The organism is Streptomyces sp. NPDC038280 (genome assembly GCF_055600045.1).
Genome location: NZ_JBVJYZ010000012.1, coordinates 33,955 through 48,524 on the forward strand (window position 1 = coordinate 33,955; position 14,570 = coordinate 48,524).

General features: G+C 70.5%; 15 protein-coding genes. 9 read left to right on the top strand and 6 right to left on the bottom strand.

All coding sequences use genetic code 11. From position 1 onward, the window contains the following. Positions 1–3 precede the first annotated feature (3 nt). The 3 genes from ACZ7J0_RS22955 (at position 4) to ACZ7J0_RS22965 (ending at position 3,856) form a co-directional block, all read left to right on the top strand. Positions 4–1,170, top strand: a complete 1,167-nt coding sequence (locus tag ACZ7J0_RS22955; RefSeq protein ID WP_470890167.1) for a polysaccharide pyruvyl transferase family protein — start codon at positions 4–6, stop codon at positions 1,168–1,170. A 31-nt stretch (positions 1,171–1,201) separates the two neighbouring features. Beyond that, positions 1,202–2,611, top strand: coding sequence for an FAD-dependent oxidoreductase (locus ACZ7J0_RS22960; RefSeq protein WP_470890169.1), 1,410 nt, complete (start codon positions 1,202–1,204; stop codon positions 2,609–2,611). A gap of 660 nt (positions 2,612–3,271) precedes the next feature. Next, a complete protein-coding gene (locus ACZ7J0_RS22965; protein WP_470890171.1) occupies positions 3,272–3,856 on the top strand; it encodes a hypothetical protein in 585 nt (194 codons plus the stop codon). An 83-nt stretch (positions 3,857–3,939) separates the two neighbouring features. Here the strand turns inward: ACZ7J0_RS22965 and ACZ7J0_RS22970 are convergent, their stop codons facing one another. The 3 genes from ACZ7J0_RS22970 to ACZ7J0_RS22980 form a co-directional block, all read right to left on the bottom strand. Next, entirely contained in the window at positions 3,940–4,212 is a 273-nt protein-coding gene (locus tag ACZ7J0_RS22970; protein ID WP_468711675.1) for a hypothetical protein, read from the bottom strand. Between the two features lie 216 nt (positions 4,213–4,428). Continuing rightward, entirely contained in the window at positions 4,429–5,034 is a 606-nt protein-coding gene (locus tag ACZ7J0_RS22975) for a hypothetical protein (protein WP_470890173.1), read from the bottom strand. 542 nt (positions 5,035–5,576) lie between these two features. After that, positions 5,577–6,611 carry a PucR family transcriptional regulator gene (locus ACZ7J0_RS22980; protein ID WP_470890175.1) on the bottom strand — a complete coding sequence of 345 codons (1,035 nt, stop codon included), beginning with the start codon at positions 6,609–6,611 and terminating at the stop codon, positions 5,577–5,579. Between the two features lie 108 nt (positions 6,612–6,719). Between ACZ7J0_RS22980 and ACZ7J0_RS22985 the strand changes: the two genes are divergently transcribed. From ACZ7J0_RS22985 to ACZ7J0_RS22995, 3 genes are all read left to right on the top strand, one after another. Further along, complete coding sequence (locus ACZ7J0_RS22985; RefSeq protein ID WP_470890177.1) at positions 6,720–7,616, top strand: alpha/beta hydrolase; 897 nt, start codon at positions 6,720–6,722, stop codon at positions 7,614–7,616. A 133-nt stretch (positions 7,617–7,749) separates the two neighbouring features. Next, a complete protein-coding gene (locus ACZ7J0_RS22990) occupies positions 7,750–8,994 on the top strand; it encodes a serine hydrolase domain-containing protein (RefSeq protein ID WP_470890178.1) in 1,245 nt (414 codons plus the stop codon). A gap of 150 nt (positions 8,995–9,144) precedes the next feature. Further along, positions 9,145–9,729, top strand: coding sequence for a hypothetical protein (locus tag ACZ7J0_RS22995; RefSeq protein WP_470890179.1), 585 nt, complete (start codon positions 9,145–9,147; stop codon positions 9,727–9,729). Between the two features lie 131 nt (positions 9,730–9,860). Here the strand turns inward: ACZ7J0_RS22995 and ACZ7J0_RS23000 are convergent, their stop codons facing one another. Next, complete coding sequence (locus tag ACZ7J0_RS23000) at positions 9,861–10,511, bottom strand: TetR/AcrR family transcriptional regulator (RefSeq protein WP_470890180.1); 651 nt, start codon at positions 10,509–10,511, stop codon at positions 9,861–9,863. Positions 10,512–10,654: 143 nt separating this feature from the next. Here ACZ7J0_RS23000 and ACZ7J0_RS23005 point away from each other — a divergent pair, with 143 nt between their 5' ends. The 3 genes from ACZ7J0_RS23005 (at position 10,655) to ACZ7J0_RS23015 (ending at position 11,953) form a co-directional block, all read left to right on the top strand. Continuing rightward, the gene (locus ACZ7J0_RS23005; protein ID WP_470890181.1) at positions 10,655–11,323 is read left to right on the top strand and encodes an FMN-dependent NADH-azoreductase; all 669 of its coding nucleotides are present in this window, start codon (positions 10,655–10,657) and stop codon (positions 11,321–11,323) included. A 2-nt stretch (positions 11,324–11,325) separates the two neighbouring features. After that, positions 11,326–11,646, top strand: a complete 321-nt coding sequence (locus ACZ7J0_RS23010) for a DMT family transporter (protein ID WP_470890182.1) — start codon at positions 11,326–11,328, stop codon at positions 11,644–11,646. A 139-nt stretch (positions 11,647–11,785) separates the two neighbouring features. Beyond that, positions 11,786–11,953, top strand: coding sequence for a DUF2625 family protein (locus ACZ7J0_RS23015; RefSeq protein ID WP_470890183.1), 168 nt, complete (start codon positions 11,786–11,788; stop codon positions 11,951–11,953). A 195-nt stretch (positions 11,954–12,148) separates the two neighbouring features. Here ACZ7J0_RS23015 and ACZ7J0_RS23020 read toward each other — a convergent pair whose 3' ends face one another. Then, positions 12,149–12,451, bottom strand: a complete 303-nt coding sequence (locus ACZ7J0_RS23020; RefSeq protein WP_470890184.1) for a putative quinol monooxygenase — start codon at positions 12,449–12,451, stop codon at positions 12,149–12,151. Between the two features lie 176 nt (positions 12,452–12,627). Next, positions 12,628–14,313: a sigma-70 family RNA polymerase sigma factor gene (locus tag ACZ7J0_RS23025; protein ID WP_470890185.1), complete on the bottom strand. Its 1,686-nt coding sequence runs from the start codon at positions 14,311–14,313 to the stop codon at positions 12,628–12,630. Positions 14,314–14,570 lie beyond the last annotated feature (257 nt).

Below are 14,570 nucleotides of genomic sequence, written 5' to 3' on the forward strand. Positions count from 1 at the left end.
ATCATGGGCAATCGAAGCAGCGTGACCGTAGGGGTGCTGGGGTCCTACGGTGGGCGGAACGTGGGTGACGAGGCGATCCTCACCGCCATGCTGGACCGCATCCGGGCCGGGCGTCCGGACGTTCACCTCGTGGTCTTCTCCCGGGATCCCCAGTACAGCCGCAGCATGCATCCGGACGTCGAGGTGGTCGCCTGGGAAGGCGTGTGCAGGGAGCGGATCTCCGAGCACCTGCAGCGGCTGAGTGTGCTCGTGCTCGGAGGCGGCGGAATTCTCTACAACACCGAGGCGCGCCGCTACCTGCGACTGGTCCGGACCGCCCAGGACCATGGTGTTCCCGTCTTCACCTATGCCCTCGGCGCCGGTCCGCTCACCGACGAAGCGGACTGCGCCTGGATCCGCGCGACGCTCTGCGACGCCGCGGAGGTGACGGTCCGCGACGAGGAGTCGAAGCTGGTCCTGGAGGAGGCCGGGCTGGACAGGCCTGTCACGGTCACCGCCGACCCGGCACTGCTGCTGGAGCCCGGTGACGGCGGCGGTGAGCTCCTGCGGGCCGAGGCCGTTCCTCCAGGTGTGCGACTGGTGGGGATGAGCGTGCGGGAGCCCGGCCGTGCGGCCGAGCACCTCGATGAAGACGGATACCACCAGCTTCTCGCCAGCGTGGGGGACTTCCTCGTCCACCGGCTGGACGCGCATGTCGTCTTCGTCCCGATGGAGCGCGACGACATCCGGCACGCGCACGCGGTGGTGTCCCACATGGCCGAGGCCCAGCGCTGCCGGGTGCTCCACGGCAGCTACCGCCCGCAGCAGGTGCTCGACATCGTCAAGCAGCTGGACCTGGCCATCGGCATGAGGCTGCACTTCCTGATCTTCGCCGCGCTCGCGGGCATCCCTCTGCTGCCCTTGCCCTACGCGGGCAAGGTCTTCGACTTCGCCCAGCAGATCGGGGCTCCCGCCCTGCGAGGTGTCGTCAGGGAGGCCGCGGGCCCCCTCCTTGCGGAGGTGGACCGGCTGTGGGACGAGCGGCCCGCCCGTGTGATCCACATGAACGCTCGCACGGCGGCGATGAAGGTGAGGGCTGCCCAGACGTCCGACCGACTCCTCGCCTATCTGGACCAAACCGCTCCCCGTCCCCTCGTCCACAGCACCGCGCCGGCCGCCGCGGTCGGCTGACTCCACGAGACTGGCTCCCGAGGGAGGAACCGTGTCCTACCTGATTCCGCCCCGCGTCCCCCGGAGTGTCGAGCTGCCCCCGCGCCAGGCGCTGCACGCGGGCTCCACGCAGGTTCTGGTGATCGGCGGTGGGCCGGCCGGCATCGGTGCCGCCCTCGGCGCCGCGAACGCGGGCGCCGAGGTGGTGCTCGTCGAGCGGTACGGATTCCTCGGAGGCAACGCCACCGCGGCGCTGGTCATGCCGCTGATGAGTTTCCACAACGAGGTGAAGCAGGCCGTCCCCGGCGATTCCGCCCGCCTCCTGCCGCCCGATCACGGCGAGGGCGAGCCGGTCGTCGGCGGCGTGCTCTGGGTGCTGCTCGACCAGTTGGTGCGCGCGGGAGCGGCGATCCGTCCCTCGCTCGAAACGGGATACACGGTGCCCTTTGACGCCGAGCTGTTCAAGCTGGTGGTGTACGAGCTGTTGGAGACCCACGAGGTGCGCACGCTGCTGCACGCCTTCGCCTCGGGTGTCGTCTCCCTGCCGGACCGCGCACGGGCGGTGTTCGAGACGAAGTCGGGCCCGCTCGTCATCGACGCGGACGTCATCGTCGACTGCACCGGGGACGGCGACATCGCCGCAGCGGCGGGCGCCGCGTACGAGATCGGCCGGCCGGAGGACGGCTGGACCCAGCCCATGACGCTCATGTTCCGCATGGTCCGCTTCGACCACGAGGAATTCGCCGCGTACGCCCGTGCCAACCCCGATCAGTGGAAAGGCGTGCACGGCCTGTGGGACCTCGTCCGCGCCGCCACCGACGCCGGCGAACTCGACCTGCCGCGCGAGGACATGCTCTTCTTCGCCACCCCGAACACCGGCGAGATCGCGGTCAATTCCACTCGTGTGACCGAAGTTCTCGGCAGCAGCGTCTGGGACCTCACCCGCGCCGAATTCATCGCTCACCGCCAAATGGCGCAGATCGCCCGATTCCTGCGCGACCGCGTCCCGGGCTTCTCCGACTCGTACGTCGTCCAGAGCGGCGTGCAGGTCGGCGTCCGCGAAACACGTCGGATCGTGGGTGAGTACCAGCTGACGGGCGAGGACGTACTGACTGCCCGTACGTTCGGTGACGCCATCGCCCGTGGCGCCTACCCGGTGGACATCCACAACCCCAGCGGGCGCGGCACCACGCTCAAACGGCTCCCGCGTGGCCAGTCCTACGACATTCCCCTGCGCTGCCTCTTCCCCCGTGATGTCGACCGGATCCTGGTCGCGGGTCGCTGCATCTCGGGCGACCATGTGGCCCACTCCTCGTACCGCGTCATGCCGATCGCGATGGCCACCGGCCAGGCGGCGGGCGTCTGTGCGGCCCTCGCGGCGGCCCGGGGCAAGCGACCCCAGGACATCCCGGCGGGTGAGGTCCAGCGAGAGCTCCGCTCACAGGGCGCGAGCCTCTTGTAATGCCCGCCCGAGTGCCGCCAGGGGCGCGGCCGCGACGGTTCTGAGCTCGGGTGAAGGTGAGGCTCGGGTGACGATGGGGCTCGGGTGGCTGCCGGCGTCGGAGCGCAGCATCTCAACACGGCTCAGGCTGATTCCCGGCTGCACGGCCCCGCACATGGCTGCACCGGCCCGCAGTGGGTCAAGCGCCCCGTCGACGCCCTTGGGCGGCCGGATGAGCCACACAAACGAGTGACCGGCTCCATTGCCATCGTGCTTGCTCATGGCCAAGCTGAAGCCCTACAGCCGAAGGGGACGACGTCGAGGCCGTCGAGGCCGTCCCACGACCGCTCCGCATACAACCGCAGCCGCTTGGGACAGGCCGGTGGACGGTCGGTTCCACCTCTCTTGGGGCACAAAGCACCTATGAACATCTCGCTCCCGCTCCGGCTGTTCGCCGCAGCGACCGCGCTGGGCCTGTCGCTCACTGGGTGCAGTGGCTCCGGCGGGTCCCCGAGCTCATCGGGATCGACGCTCGTCACGCCTGGGGCCTCCGCGCCCTCGCGCACGACGCCCACACCCTCGACACCGCCGTCGGCCACACCTCCGGCCGCGAACGTTCCGACCACGCTCACGCCGACCCAGAAAGGCACACCGCCTCTCGGCTCCTGGAGTCTTCAGGCGGTGTGGCCGTTCGCCACGCTCGCCCAGGCTCAGGCGTGGGAGCGTGCGTACCAGTCCGGCGGCCACCAGCCCTGGCACCGCGACCCCGGTCAGACCGCGCTGGCCTTCACCCGTGACTACCTGGGATTCAAGGAGATCGACAGGGTTTCCTCGCGCACGATCAGTGGTCGGCACGCTCGCGTCGGCGTCGCACCGACGGGGCCCGAGAGCGGCACCGCGGCGGTGATCCACCTCGTGCGGTTCGGCTCCGGCCCGGATGCCCCGTGGGAGGTCGTGGGCACCGACGACACGACGTTCTCCCTGACCACGCCCGCGTACGGGTCGCTCGTGCGTTCCCCTCTGACGACCGGCGGGAGGATCTCCGGCGTGGACGAGAGCATCCGTGTCGAAGTACGCCAACCCTCGTCCGAGGCGCCGTTGGGCACCTCCCCCTGCTGCATTCCCGCAGGAGGCAACGACCAGCACTGGAACGCGAAGGTCTCCTTCTCCGGAGCCCGCGACCCGGTGCTCACGATCGTCGCCTCCACGGGCGGTCACGTCGCCGCCGTCGAACGCTTCACCATCACGGCTGTACACGTCAGGTGACCGGCTGACGGATCCGCTGATCCACGCAGGAATGCGTGGATCAGCGCGCCGTTCTGCCCCTACATGCCTACATGCCTACATGCCTACATCGCTGCTCGTTCTTCGCGGATGTCACTGACGCTGGCGAGGAGGGTGCCCTCCGACTGCTCGTAGTGGGAGAGGGCGAGGCCAAGGCCGAAGAAGGTGGGCGCCCATTCGCCCACGAAGATGCCCCACCGGTCGGCGCGGGCGAGCCCGGTCCCTGGTTCCGCACTGAGGGACGTGGCCCAGGTGGCGATGGAGAGGCCGATGGAGGCGAAGGCTGCCATGTAGGCGTGTTCGCTTCGCATGCCCATCTCGTGGAGCTTCTTGATCATGGCTATCCCTTGGGTGTGAGGGGGCGGATCTCCACCAGGATCACCCGGTCGGCAGGCACGCGCATCCGGAGACCGTGGTACGTGCCGGGCGGCGGCGGGCATCCACTCACGGGGGCCCTGAGCAGCGTTCGAGCGGTTCGTACGAGCCGCGCCGACTCCCCGCCACGGCCAGGGAAACGTGTGTGCGTGGCAGCCGTCAGCCGGACCTCAGGTGGGTCAGTGGGTGAAGTGCGGGAAGTGCCAGTCCGGTCCGGAGGGCATGTGGGGGGCGAGGGAGCGGGCCCGTTGCCACATGCCGTGGGCCTGCTCGCCAGGGCGCTGCTGTTCGCCATGGAGGGCGTTGAGGATCAGCAGGCCCCCGGTCAGTGCGGGGACGGTCCACTGCATGCACGCCAGCTGCCGCTGTGCCCTGTCCGTGTCGATGGGGTGCTTGGCTGCCTTCTCGGCGTCCTTGGGGTCGGAGGATGCGGCGAGCTCGATCTTCTTGCCCAGTACGCGGCTGTAGGCAGTGGCCGCGAGGGCGGCGCCGGTGAGGACCGTCTTGGCCAGCGTGGAAACGCCGACGCCCTGCTGGGAGGCGACGCGCGGGGCGTTCGCGGCGAGCATGCCGCCGGAGCCGAACAGATGCACCGCGATCGCAGCGGCGTTGACGGGTGTCCACTTCGCCCAGCCCGAACTGGCGATCCGCATGCTGGTCGCCCAGGTGCCACCCTCGTCGCGGGCCGCGCCGTTCAGCCCGACAGCACCCATCAGGGAGCCACCGAACCAGGTCGCCAGCCCCACATCGTGCAGGCTGCGCAGCATCGTGTTGCGTTCGGACATCAGATCGGCTCCTTGCGCGGACGGGAGAAAGCGCCGGCGAAGCGGCCGGCTGTTCCTCACCGTTCCCGATCACGCCGCCGGCGGCCATCGTGGTTGGTGCGAATGGAGCAGCCGGCTCGTCCAGCCCCCGCGCGGCGCCCGTCACCACGGCTGTGCGGCCCACCAAGGGATCGCGTGGCGGCATGCGTCCCTCCAAGAAAGGGCGAGTGGTCTTTCGGGACGCGGCCGTGCGCGTCACGTCGCCCGAGCGGGGGAGTCACCCTCATGCCACCACGCGAGGAAGGGCCCTGCCGGGTTCATTGCGCCGATTGCCCTACACCTGCGCACGGCCCGGGACGCCTCCGGCCGCCGCGGGTCGAAGGTGAATCGACTGGGTGAGGAACGGGCCCGGGCGGCGCTCATCGATGGTGATGCCCTCGCGGCCTCCGGGACGGGTCCCGCCGAAGCGGTGGATCCCCTTGAGCCCTGTCTGAGGCCCGCCGAGTCGCTCTGGGGCACGCTGAGTCCGCTGGCCCCCGTCCCAGTGGCGATGTGGAGCTTCCTCAGTCGTCGAGTAGCCGCCATGCGACGAGGGCGAGCCTGACCCGTGTCAGTCCGATCGGTCCGGTGAGGTCGACGCCCAGGTTCTTTGCGATCTGGTCGAGCCGACGGGCGACGCTGCTGTGGTGCAGGTGGAGGAGGTCGGCGGCCCGGCGGAGAGAGCCGGTGGCGCAGTACATGTCCAGGGTCTCCAAGTCTTCTGGGTTCCCGGCGATTTTGGCGATGGCGGCCACGTCGGCGTTGCCCCGCGCGGTGTCCGTCGGTATCTCCGCCAAGAGCGCCAGCGCGCCCAAGTCGGCGTAGCGGACGACCGGTTCACGCGGGGTGGTGAAGCGGAGGGCGGTGCGGGCCTCCCGCCAGGATCGGGCGGGGCTGTCGGCTCTACCGATGCCCGCGCGGATGCCTGCCGGGAACCGTGTCGGGTCCACGGTGGTGGCCAGGATGACGCCGACGTCGGCAAGCGGCGCCGCCTTCACCGGGCGGGCGGGGCAGATCAGGCCGCCGATCTGATCGAGCGGGAGCTGCGAGCGTACGGTGACGACGTGGACGGGCAGGTCGGCGGCGAAGCCCAGGAGCCTCAGCGCCCGAGCTCGGCCCGCCTCGTCGCTGTCGGCGCTGATCGCCAGCTCGACGAGGGCGGGATCGGCCATGGTGGTGTGGGCCGGGCCGTACCTCTCGACGACCGCCGCGGCGGCGATGGCCAGCCGCTCCAGCACCACTTCGTCGAGCGGGCCGGTCGGACCGGGCCGTTCCAGCCAGACCCAGCCGATCTCCTCCTCGTCGAGGGTGATCGGCACGGTGGTGGACGCGGGGGCCGACGGGGTGGACGCTTCCGTGCCGTCGGGCGAGAAGCGGATCGCCCGCCCCGTGCCGGCGAGCCGGATCCCGGCCACGCACTCGGCCAGGCCGGCCGAGGCCCGGGTGAGCGCCGGGAGATCGACCCGTCGGCGCATCAGCGTGTCGTAGAACGTGACAACCCTGATCGCGCCTTCTACGTATGAATCCAGTCCCGACAGCCGTACGGCCAGTGCTTCCATGACAGAAGGATAGAAGGGCAGGGGCGCGCCGATCGGCGCGTGATCGGGAGCGTATGCGCGACGGTTGGCGGATGACCCTCATGGGTGGCGGGCGTGAGGATCGTCGTCATGGACCCCGAACTCGAAGCCTTCGTGCCCTTCCTCCCCGAGAACGACCTGACCGACCCGGTGACCACGCGCAAGACCTTTGCCGCGCTGGCCGGTTCGAGGCCGGCACCGGACACCTCGCACATGGCGGTCGAGGACCGCACGGTACCGGCCGATCCCGACGTGGCGGTGCGGATCTACCGCCCGCACCAGGCGCAGGGCGCCATCGTCTGGCTGCACGGCGGCGGGTTCGTCTTCGGCGACCTGGACACCGAGCACCCGTGGGCCACCCGGATCGCCGACGGCTCCGACGCGGTGGTGATCTCGGTGGGCTACCGCCGCTCCCCGGAACACCGGTTCCCGGCCGCCCTGGACGACGCCTACGCCGTACTGACCTGGGCGGCCGAGCACGCGACCGAACTCGGCATCGACCCGGCACGGATCGCGATCGGAGGCCACAGCGCGGGTGCGAACCTGGCGGCCGCGGTGTCCTTGCGGGCGCGTGACCAGCAGGGGCCGCCGATCCGCTTCCAACTGCTCAACCAGCCCGGGCTCGACGACCGGCAGGAGACGTGGTCGGCGCGGAACTTGACCGAGGTCCCCTGGTTCGATCACGACAAGATCGCCGCATCGTGGCGGCACTACCTGGGCTCCCAGCCCGCCACACCGTATGCCGCCCCCTCGCGGGCCACCGACCTCTCCGGCCTGCCACCGGCCTACATCGCCACCGCGGAGTTCTGTCCCAACCGCGACGAAGGCATCGAGTACGCGCTGCGGCTGATGCAGGCGGGCGTCACGGTCGAGCTCCACCAGTGGCCCGGCACCTTCCACGGCTCCCAGGCGATCCTCCACGCCGAGGTCTCGCAGCGACAGAACGCCGAACTCGGCGCCGCCCTGCGCCGCGCTCTGGCCGACTGACCCGTGGACGTCCCGACAGATGTCCGCGCGGATGCCCAAGGGGCTGTCAAAAAGGGACGAGAAGAGTCCCGTTGCACTCATTGATCACGAAAGGACTGACGACGTGAAGATCCGAATGGCGTTGTGTGGAAGCGTGGCCGCGCTGAGCGTATGCGCGGGCACGGTGGCCGCGGTTCCCGCGCCCAACGAGGCTGGGGCCGTACCGGCCGGCAGCACGAGCCCGTCCACGCGCTTCGATCCCGCGGAGCTCGAGTCCGCCTTGGACGGCGTCCACCGCGCCGGGATTCCGGGGGTGTACGCCGAGGTGCGCGACGCCGGCCGGACATGGCGCGGTGCCTCCGGGGTCGCCGATGTCCGGACCGGCCGTCCCGTCACGCCCTACATGCGGCAGCGCGTCGGCAGCATCACCAAGACCTTCACCGCCGCCGCGGTCATGCAGCAGGTCGAGCGGGGCCGGATCCAGCTCGACGCCCCGATCGGCGGCTATCTCCCGCAGTTGGTGCCGGGGGAGCGCGGCAGGAAGATCACGATTCGGATGCTGCTCAACAACACGAGCGGCATCCCCGATTACATCCCCTATGCGTTCCCGTCCCTCCAGACGCCCTCGCCCGAGAGCCTGGACGACAACCGGTTCCGGCAGTTCCGCCCGGCCGAGCTGATCGAGTTGGGGCTCAACGCGCCTCCCACCGGCGAGCCGGGAGGCCCCACAGGGGTGTACTCCAACACCAATTACCTGATCCTCGGCCAGCTCCTGGAGCACGTGACCGGTACCCCGGCCGAGGAGTACATCACCCGGAACGTCATCGAGCGTGCCGGACTCCGGCACACCGGGTTTCCGACCGGGCCGCGCATCAAGGGACCCCACTCGCGGATGTACGAGGCGGCCTACGGCCTGCTCGACCCGCCGCGCGACTACAGCGTCTACAACATGTCCTGGACGGGGACGGGGGCCGCTCTGGTGTCGACCATGGACGATCTCAACCGCTTCTACGGCAAGCTGCTCGACGGCAAGATCGTCAACCGGGCGTCACTGGAGCAGATGCAGCGCACGATCCCGGTCATCGCCCTGGACGGATCGACGATCCAGTACGGCCTCGGTCTGCACAAGGTCGCCATCCAGGGGTGCGGCACCTTCTGGGGTCACGACGGCACGGTCTGGGGGGCCGGAACGATCTCCCTGACCCGGGCGGACGGCAAGCGCCAGATGTCCGTCGCGGTCAACCTCCAGAGGTGGAAGAAGCCGGACTCCTCGGGGAAGCCGCAGCAGCGCCACCCCATCGACGACGCGCTGTCGAGGCTGCACCGGGAAGCGATGTGTGGTGACGGAAGCGCCGCCCGGGCCGAGAACGCCTCGCAGGTCCCGGGGTTCACCCCCTGAAACGGCCCGGCGTCGGCGGGGTCAACGGGTCACGGTGCTGACGTCAATGGGTCTCGGTCCTGACGTCAACTGGTCTCGGCTCGGACGGTTGTCGTGTGGTGCCCGTCAGAGCGGCCGCCGAGTCTGCGGCGGGTCGCATCCGGTCAACACATGCGCGATCAGCTGGACCAGGGCCAGGACCAGAGTGGCGGCAAGCCGGAGCGCACGCGGGCAGACCTGCCCGCGTGCGCTCCGGCTGTCTTCCCCGACGCGGCAACAGAAGCCGAAGCGCTGGTGTTCGTGTGCGCGACGTGTGGCGTCCCGTTGACGGGGCCGCTCACACGCCTGCCCGCCGTTCCCGAGCCTCCGTACTACGCGTGGTGGGACGCCGATGAGCCGGGTCCCTCCCCCGCGACTGTGCCGTCGGGCCGCTATGCGATCGAGACGGAGCCGTACGGCGCGCCCTTGGTCGTCGCCGAGGCGCCCGGACCGGTGATGCCGCGCCTCGGGACCAAGAGCGTGCACGGGCGGCCGTTGGTGTCGCAGGGCCCGCGAGGCAACATCGTCGTCAACCCGGGCGACGCCCGCGGCCTGGAGCTGCGGCATGAATCCGCCGCGTGCTGCGGAGCGACCCCGTACGGCGGAATGAACCAGTTGTGCGCCTGCGGAACCCTCGTCGCGACCCTCTGCTCCGACTGCTGCCTGCCCTACGAGCTCCATCTCTCGGCCGGCCACGTCCGCGCCGTTCGCCCCTGACTCCCCGGCCGGGGCCCTCGCAGGCGGGTCTCGTACGTGAAGGGGACCTGGTACGCCCGGCGTGTACGGAACCAGGTGGAGATCCAGGCAGGCGCGCCGCACGGTGAGCCGCCCGCCGGTCCGCCGCCGGATTACCGCGCCCCCGGGCCATCGGGCCGTTGCGCGTCGCCAAGGGCGTTGTGGGCGAGGCTGATCAGGGCGGCGGTGATGCGTTCGAGGGTCGTGCCGCTCTCGCGCTGGTGGCGGAAGAGGTCGGGCGCGAGCGGGGCGAGGAGGTGATCGGCCGCGGTGTCGGGGTCGGACAGGCCGGCCTGGCGGGCGAGATGGGCGACGTGCAGTCGCCAGAAGCCGTAGGCGCCGGTGCGGTAGCGGGCGTCGCCGGTTTCGGCCCCGAGGACCAGATGGATGTGGTTCTCCAGGAGCTCCGCCATCGCGAGGTAGAAGGCGGCCAGCCGGGCGGCCGGGGCGGGCTGCGGCTCCGAGGGGTCGCCAGGGCCCAGGGGCGGGGCGCCGCGCAGCAACTTCGCCTGAAGGCCGCGCTCGTGCTCGTCGAGCAGGGCGCGGGCGATGGACGCGCGGTCGGGATAGCGCCGGTAGAGGGTCCCCCGGCCGATACCTGCGGCCTTGGCGATGTGATCCATGGTCACGGCAGTGGGGTCGCCCTCGGCGAAGAGGCGTTCGGCGGCCGCGAGCACGCGTGCCCGGTTGCGTGCGGCGTCGGCGCGCTCGCGCGGCGGCTCGGACGCCAGGGGCAGTGGTGGGGGCGGCGGCAGGTCTGTCACGGGAGCAACCCTACGAGTAAGTGGACACGACGTCCACTTACTCGTAGGGTGCGGAGCGTCAGTAAGTGGACGCCATGTCCACTTAGGCGGTCATCGACGGTCCATTCGTCCTGCCGTACTCACTTCTCATCAGGGGGATCCCCATGTCCCGGCTCCTGCATCTGGACAGCAGCGCCCGCTCCGACTCCTTCTCGCGCCGCCTCGGCGCGGCCTTCGTACAGGCCTGGCGCGAGGGCGGCGGCGACATCACCCACCGCGACCTGGCGGCCGATCCGCCGCCGCCGATCCGTGAGGGCTGGACCGAGATCTGCGACAACCTCCTGCGCGAGGGGATCACCGACATCGGCCGCTACGCCGAGGCCGTCCGCACCGACCGCCAGCGGGAAGCCTGGACGGTCCTGCGCCCCCTGCTGGACGAACTGGTCGCCGCCGACGTCGTACTGATCGGCGCACCGATGTACAACTTCGGGGTCCCCGCCGCCCTCAAGGCCTGGATCGACCAGGTCACGTTCCCCAAGATGGTTCTCGCCCCACGGAAGTTCGTCGTCGTCTCGGCTCGTGGCGGAGCCTACGGGCCCGGCATGCCGCGCGAGCCGTTCGACCACCAGGGCCGCTACCTGCTCGACTTCTTCCGTGGCCACTACGCGGTGGACGACGGGCGGATCATCAGTACCGAACTGGTCAACTCCCTCGTCGACCCGGGCCTGGCCGGCTTCCTCCCGCAGCACCGGGACTCCGCCGCCGACGCTCTGCGCAGCGCCGCCGGCCTCGGGAAGGAACTCTCGGGCCACACCATTCCGAGGGGCAACTGACCGTGCCGTGGGTTTGGCTGTTGTTGGCGGGCGCCGTCGAGGTCGCCTGGTCCCAGTCCATCAAACCGACCGAGGGCTTCACTCGCTTCCCGCAGACGGCTCTCTGTTTCGCACTCATGATCGGCGCGGTCTTCCTGCTCTCGCGCGCCCTCCAGGGCCTCCCGGTCGGCCCCGCGTACGCCGTCTTCACGGGGATCGGCACCATCGGGGCCGTCCTGGCGGGGCTCCTGCTGCGCCAGGAGTCCCTTTCCGCCGCCACCCTGACCGGACTCGCCCTGATCACTGCAGGCCTGGTCACCGTGCACCTCGGCACGTCCGGCTGACGGTCCGCCTCCTGCCCGGGCGGCAGCAGGACGCACGGGCAGGGGGAGGTGGGCGCGCCCATCCAGTAGTCCTCCGCGCCCTGTGCCTCGGGGTCCACCCCGCGTGATGAGGAGTGAGGAAGGGTGCGACCATCCCCGGGTGAGAGAGATCGACGTGTTGGTCCATGCGGACGATCCGGCGTGGCCGGGGCTTCAGGAGATGTTGAGGGCGACTTCCGTGCCGGTTCAGGTGTTGCCCGCTGACATCGACGAAGGGCGTCGATATCTTTTGCAGATGCCTCAACAAGCAGCGGCCGAACGTCGGTGACCTGGCCGCCTCGCGAGCGTTCGCCGAGATGCTGCGGGACGGCAAAGAGCCGGTGACCTGACCGTGCCGCCTCCATCGTTGGCATTTCCACGCGGGCCGGGCGGCAGCTCAGGTCCCCCGCTTCCTCCGTCTTGGTCCCTGCACATGACCCCGCGCCCGCCTCCTGGCGGTGGCGGGCACAAGCGGCCGGGCGGGTCAGGCGACGGGATCGGCGACGAGGCGGATGACCTCGGCGGGCTGCGCGCGGAAGGCCTTGTTCGCCGCGTCGGCGGCGGTCATGTGACGGGCGGCGTCGTGGGCGGCGAGCGCTTCTTCCGAGGCCCACCGCTCGATCAGGATGAAGCGGTCGGGGTCGTCAGCGACCTGGTGGAGGTCGTACTGGAGGCATCCGTCCTCCGCGCGCACGAGGGGTGCGAGGTCTTCGAAGGCGCTGATCTGTTCCGCACCCCGGCCGGGCAGGGTGCTGATGAGGATGATGAGCTGGATCGGCTGCGACATGCAGGGGACCCTACGCGGCGCGTTGTTCGCGGGTCGGGGCATCTCACCAGGAGGACAGGGGCGGGGTCGGCGACGGGCGAGAGACGGCTCGGTTCCGTTCGTCGAGCCACACCTGTCGCCGTCCCGACCCGGGCTGTGCTTCGACACCGTTCACCTGGGCGCCGCTCGGCCGGCCCTCAGCGTGCGCCGAAGACCTGCGTCCAATAGGGACCGCCGCCGGAGTGGATGCCGATGCCGATTTCCTTGAAGGAGCAGTTGAGAATGTTCGCCCGGTGGCCGGGGCTGTTCATCCAGGAGTCCATCACCTGGGCCGCGGTGCGCTGGCCCATCGCGATGTTCTCGCCGTACGTCGACCAAGGGTAGTTGGCGGCTGTGATGCGCTTGCCCGGGTCCTCGCCGTCGGGATTGGTGTGGTCGAAGAAGTCCCGCGCGGCCATGTCGTCGGAATGCCCTTGAGCGGCCTGGTTGAGCTTGGAGTTCTCGGTCAGAGCGCCGCAACCTGCCTTGGCACGCTCGGAGTTGACCAAGCTGACCACCTGCTGGGCAGTGGAGGACGAACCGGAGCCGTCCGTCGTGCTCGTGGGCTTCGGCCGGGGACGGGGTGAGGTGCGCGTGGTGGCCGTCTTCGTCGGCTTGGGTGTGGCGGAGCGGCTCACGCTGGGGGTGGGGCTCTTGCTGGGACTCGGCGACGCGGACGGCGAAGGGGAGGACGACGGCGTCGCGGTGGCCGGGTCCGTGCGGGTGGGCAGGGCGGCCCCGGGAGCCGCGGCACGTACGGAGTCGACGGCGACCACCTCTTCCTCGGGACCCGTGATCAGGTAGAAGGAGCCGCCCGTGACCGCCACCACCGCGATGCCCGCGGCGACGACGGCCCGGCGTCGTCCGCGTCGCTGCTGTTGGCGGCGGGCGCTTCTGGGCCCCGGCACGGCGGAGTCGGCGGAGTGCCGGGGGCCGTGGGGCGTCGCGGGCTCGTACGACATGGCGGGCTCGTACGACGTGTGGGACTCGAGCGATGTGTGGGACTCGTATCGAGAGGAGGCGAGCGGGCCGGACGCGGCGGTGAGCCCGAGGCCGGCGGCCTCACGGACGCCTGCGAGCAGCAGCGCGGCCGGAGGCACCAGCATCAGTCCGGCGAGCAGGCCCTCGGCCGGTACGAGGCCGCTCCACAGGCCCGCGCAGTGCGCGCAGCCGCGGGCGTGCCTGGCTATTCGCTTGCGCCACAGCGCGGAGGGGCGGCCGTCCCATCCGCCGGTCTCGGAGCGGAGAGTGGGGCACAGCGGGTTCGCCGAGAGGGCCCGTACGACGACCCGGGCGGCCTCCAGTTGCGCCTTCATCCGCTGTACCCGGACCGCGGTGTGCTGGGTGGACAGCTCCAGGGCGGCCGCCACTTCGTGCCGGGTCAGTTCGCCGGCACACTCCAGCCACCAGAGGGACAGCAGAGCGCTGTCGTCCGGTTCCATCCAGCGAGTCGCCTCCGCGGTCTCTCGCCGCTGGCCGGACAGATTCAGCCGGACCACGGCCAGGTCGACGAAGTCGGCGCCGGGCTGAGCGAGGTCACGGGCCTCGTCGAGGACGCCGGTGTGGATGCCGGCCTGCTGTGTGTGCCAATGGCTGCGGATTCCGTTCATGGCGATGGCCACCAGCCAGGACCGGAAGCTGTCCGGTGAGCGCAGACCGGCCAGCCCGTCGAGCGCCCGCAGCATCGTCTCCTGCACGACGTCGTCGACGTCGTGATGGCCGTTCAACGCCCGGCCCACGATGTTGTAGACCAGGGGCAGGTAGGCGGCGATGAGCTGGTCCTGCGCCCGCAGATCGCCGTCCTGCGCCGCTCTGACCAATTCCGTACCGCTCTGTATCCCCATGTTCCGATCCACCCTGCCTGTCCCTGTCCTTGTCGATGCCCAACACTTGGGAGACCGCAGGCCCTCCGTCCGATAACAAGAAATTCTAAAAATACTGCGGTGAATCTTCGGCGGGGGGGTTCGGAGACGGGATGAGAGGCGGGGATCGGAGGCCGGGTCAGAGGCGGGTGAGCGGCCGCCGGCCGCCCGGCAGCCTGCCCGGGCCCGGGCCGCCCAAGACGGCTGCGCGGCCGGTTCGGCTGCCCCTCACAACCCGC

What these genes read in the sequence shown, in the direction of transcription:
- ACZ7J0_RS22955 (WP_470890167.1), top strand. Translation starts at nt 4, where the DNA reads ATGGGCAATCGAAGCAGCGTGACCGTAGGGGTGCTGGGGTCCTACGGT.
- ACZ7J0_RS22970 (WP_468711675.1), bottom strand. Translation starts at nt 4,212, where the DNA reads ATGATCAAGAAGCTCCACGAGATGGGCATGCGAAGCGAACACGCCTAC.
- ACZ7J0_RS22975 (WP_470890173.1), bottom strand. Translation starts at nt 5,034, where the DNA reads ATGTCCGAACGCAACACGATGCTGCGCAGCCTGCACGATGTGGGGCTG.
- ACZ7J0_RS22980 (WP_470890175.1), bottom strand. Translation starts at nt 6,611, where the DNA reads ATGGAAGCACTGGCCGTACGGCTGTCGGGACTGGATTCATACGTAGAA.
- ACZ7J0_RS22985 (WP_470890177.1), top strand. Translation starts at nt 6,720, where the DNA reads ATGGACCCCGAACTCGAAGCCTTCGTGCCCTTCCTCCCCGAGAACGAC.
- ACZ7J0_RS22995 (WP_470890179.1), top strand. Translation starts at nt 9,145, where the DNA reads ATGCGCGATCAGCTGGACCAGGGCCAGGACCAGAGTGGCGGCAAGCCG.
- ACZ7J0_RS23005 (WP_470890181.1), top strand. Translation starts at nt 10,655, where the DNA reads ATGTCCCGGCTCCTGCATCTGGACAGCAGCGCCCGCTCCGACTCCTTC.
- ACZ7J0_RS23020 (WP_470890184.1), bottom strand. Translation starts at nt 12,451, where the DNA reads ATGTCGCAGCCGATCCAGCTCATCATCCTCATCAGCACCCTGCCCGGC.
- ACZ7J0_RS23025 (WP_470890185.1), bottom strand. Translation starts at nt 14,313, where the DNA reads ATGGGGATACAGAGCGGTACGGAATTGGTCAGAGCGGCGCAGGACGGC.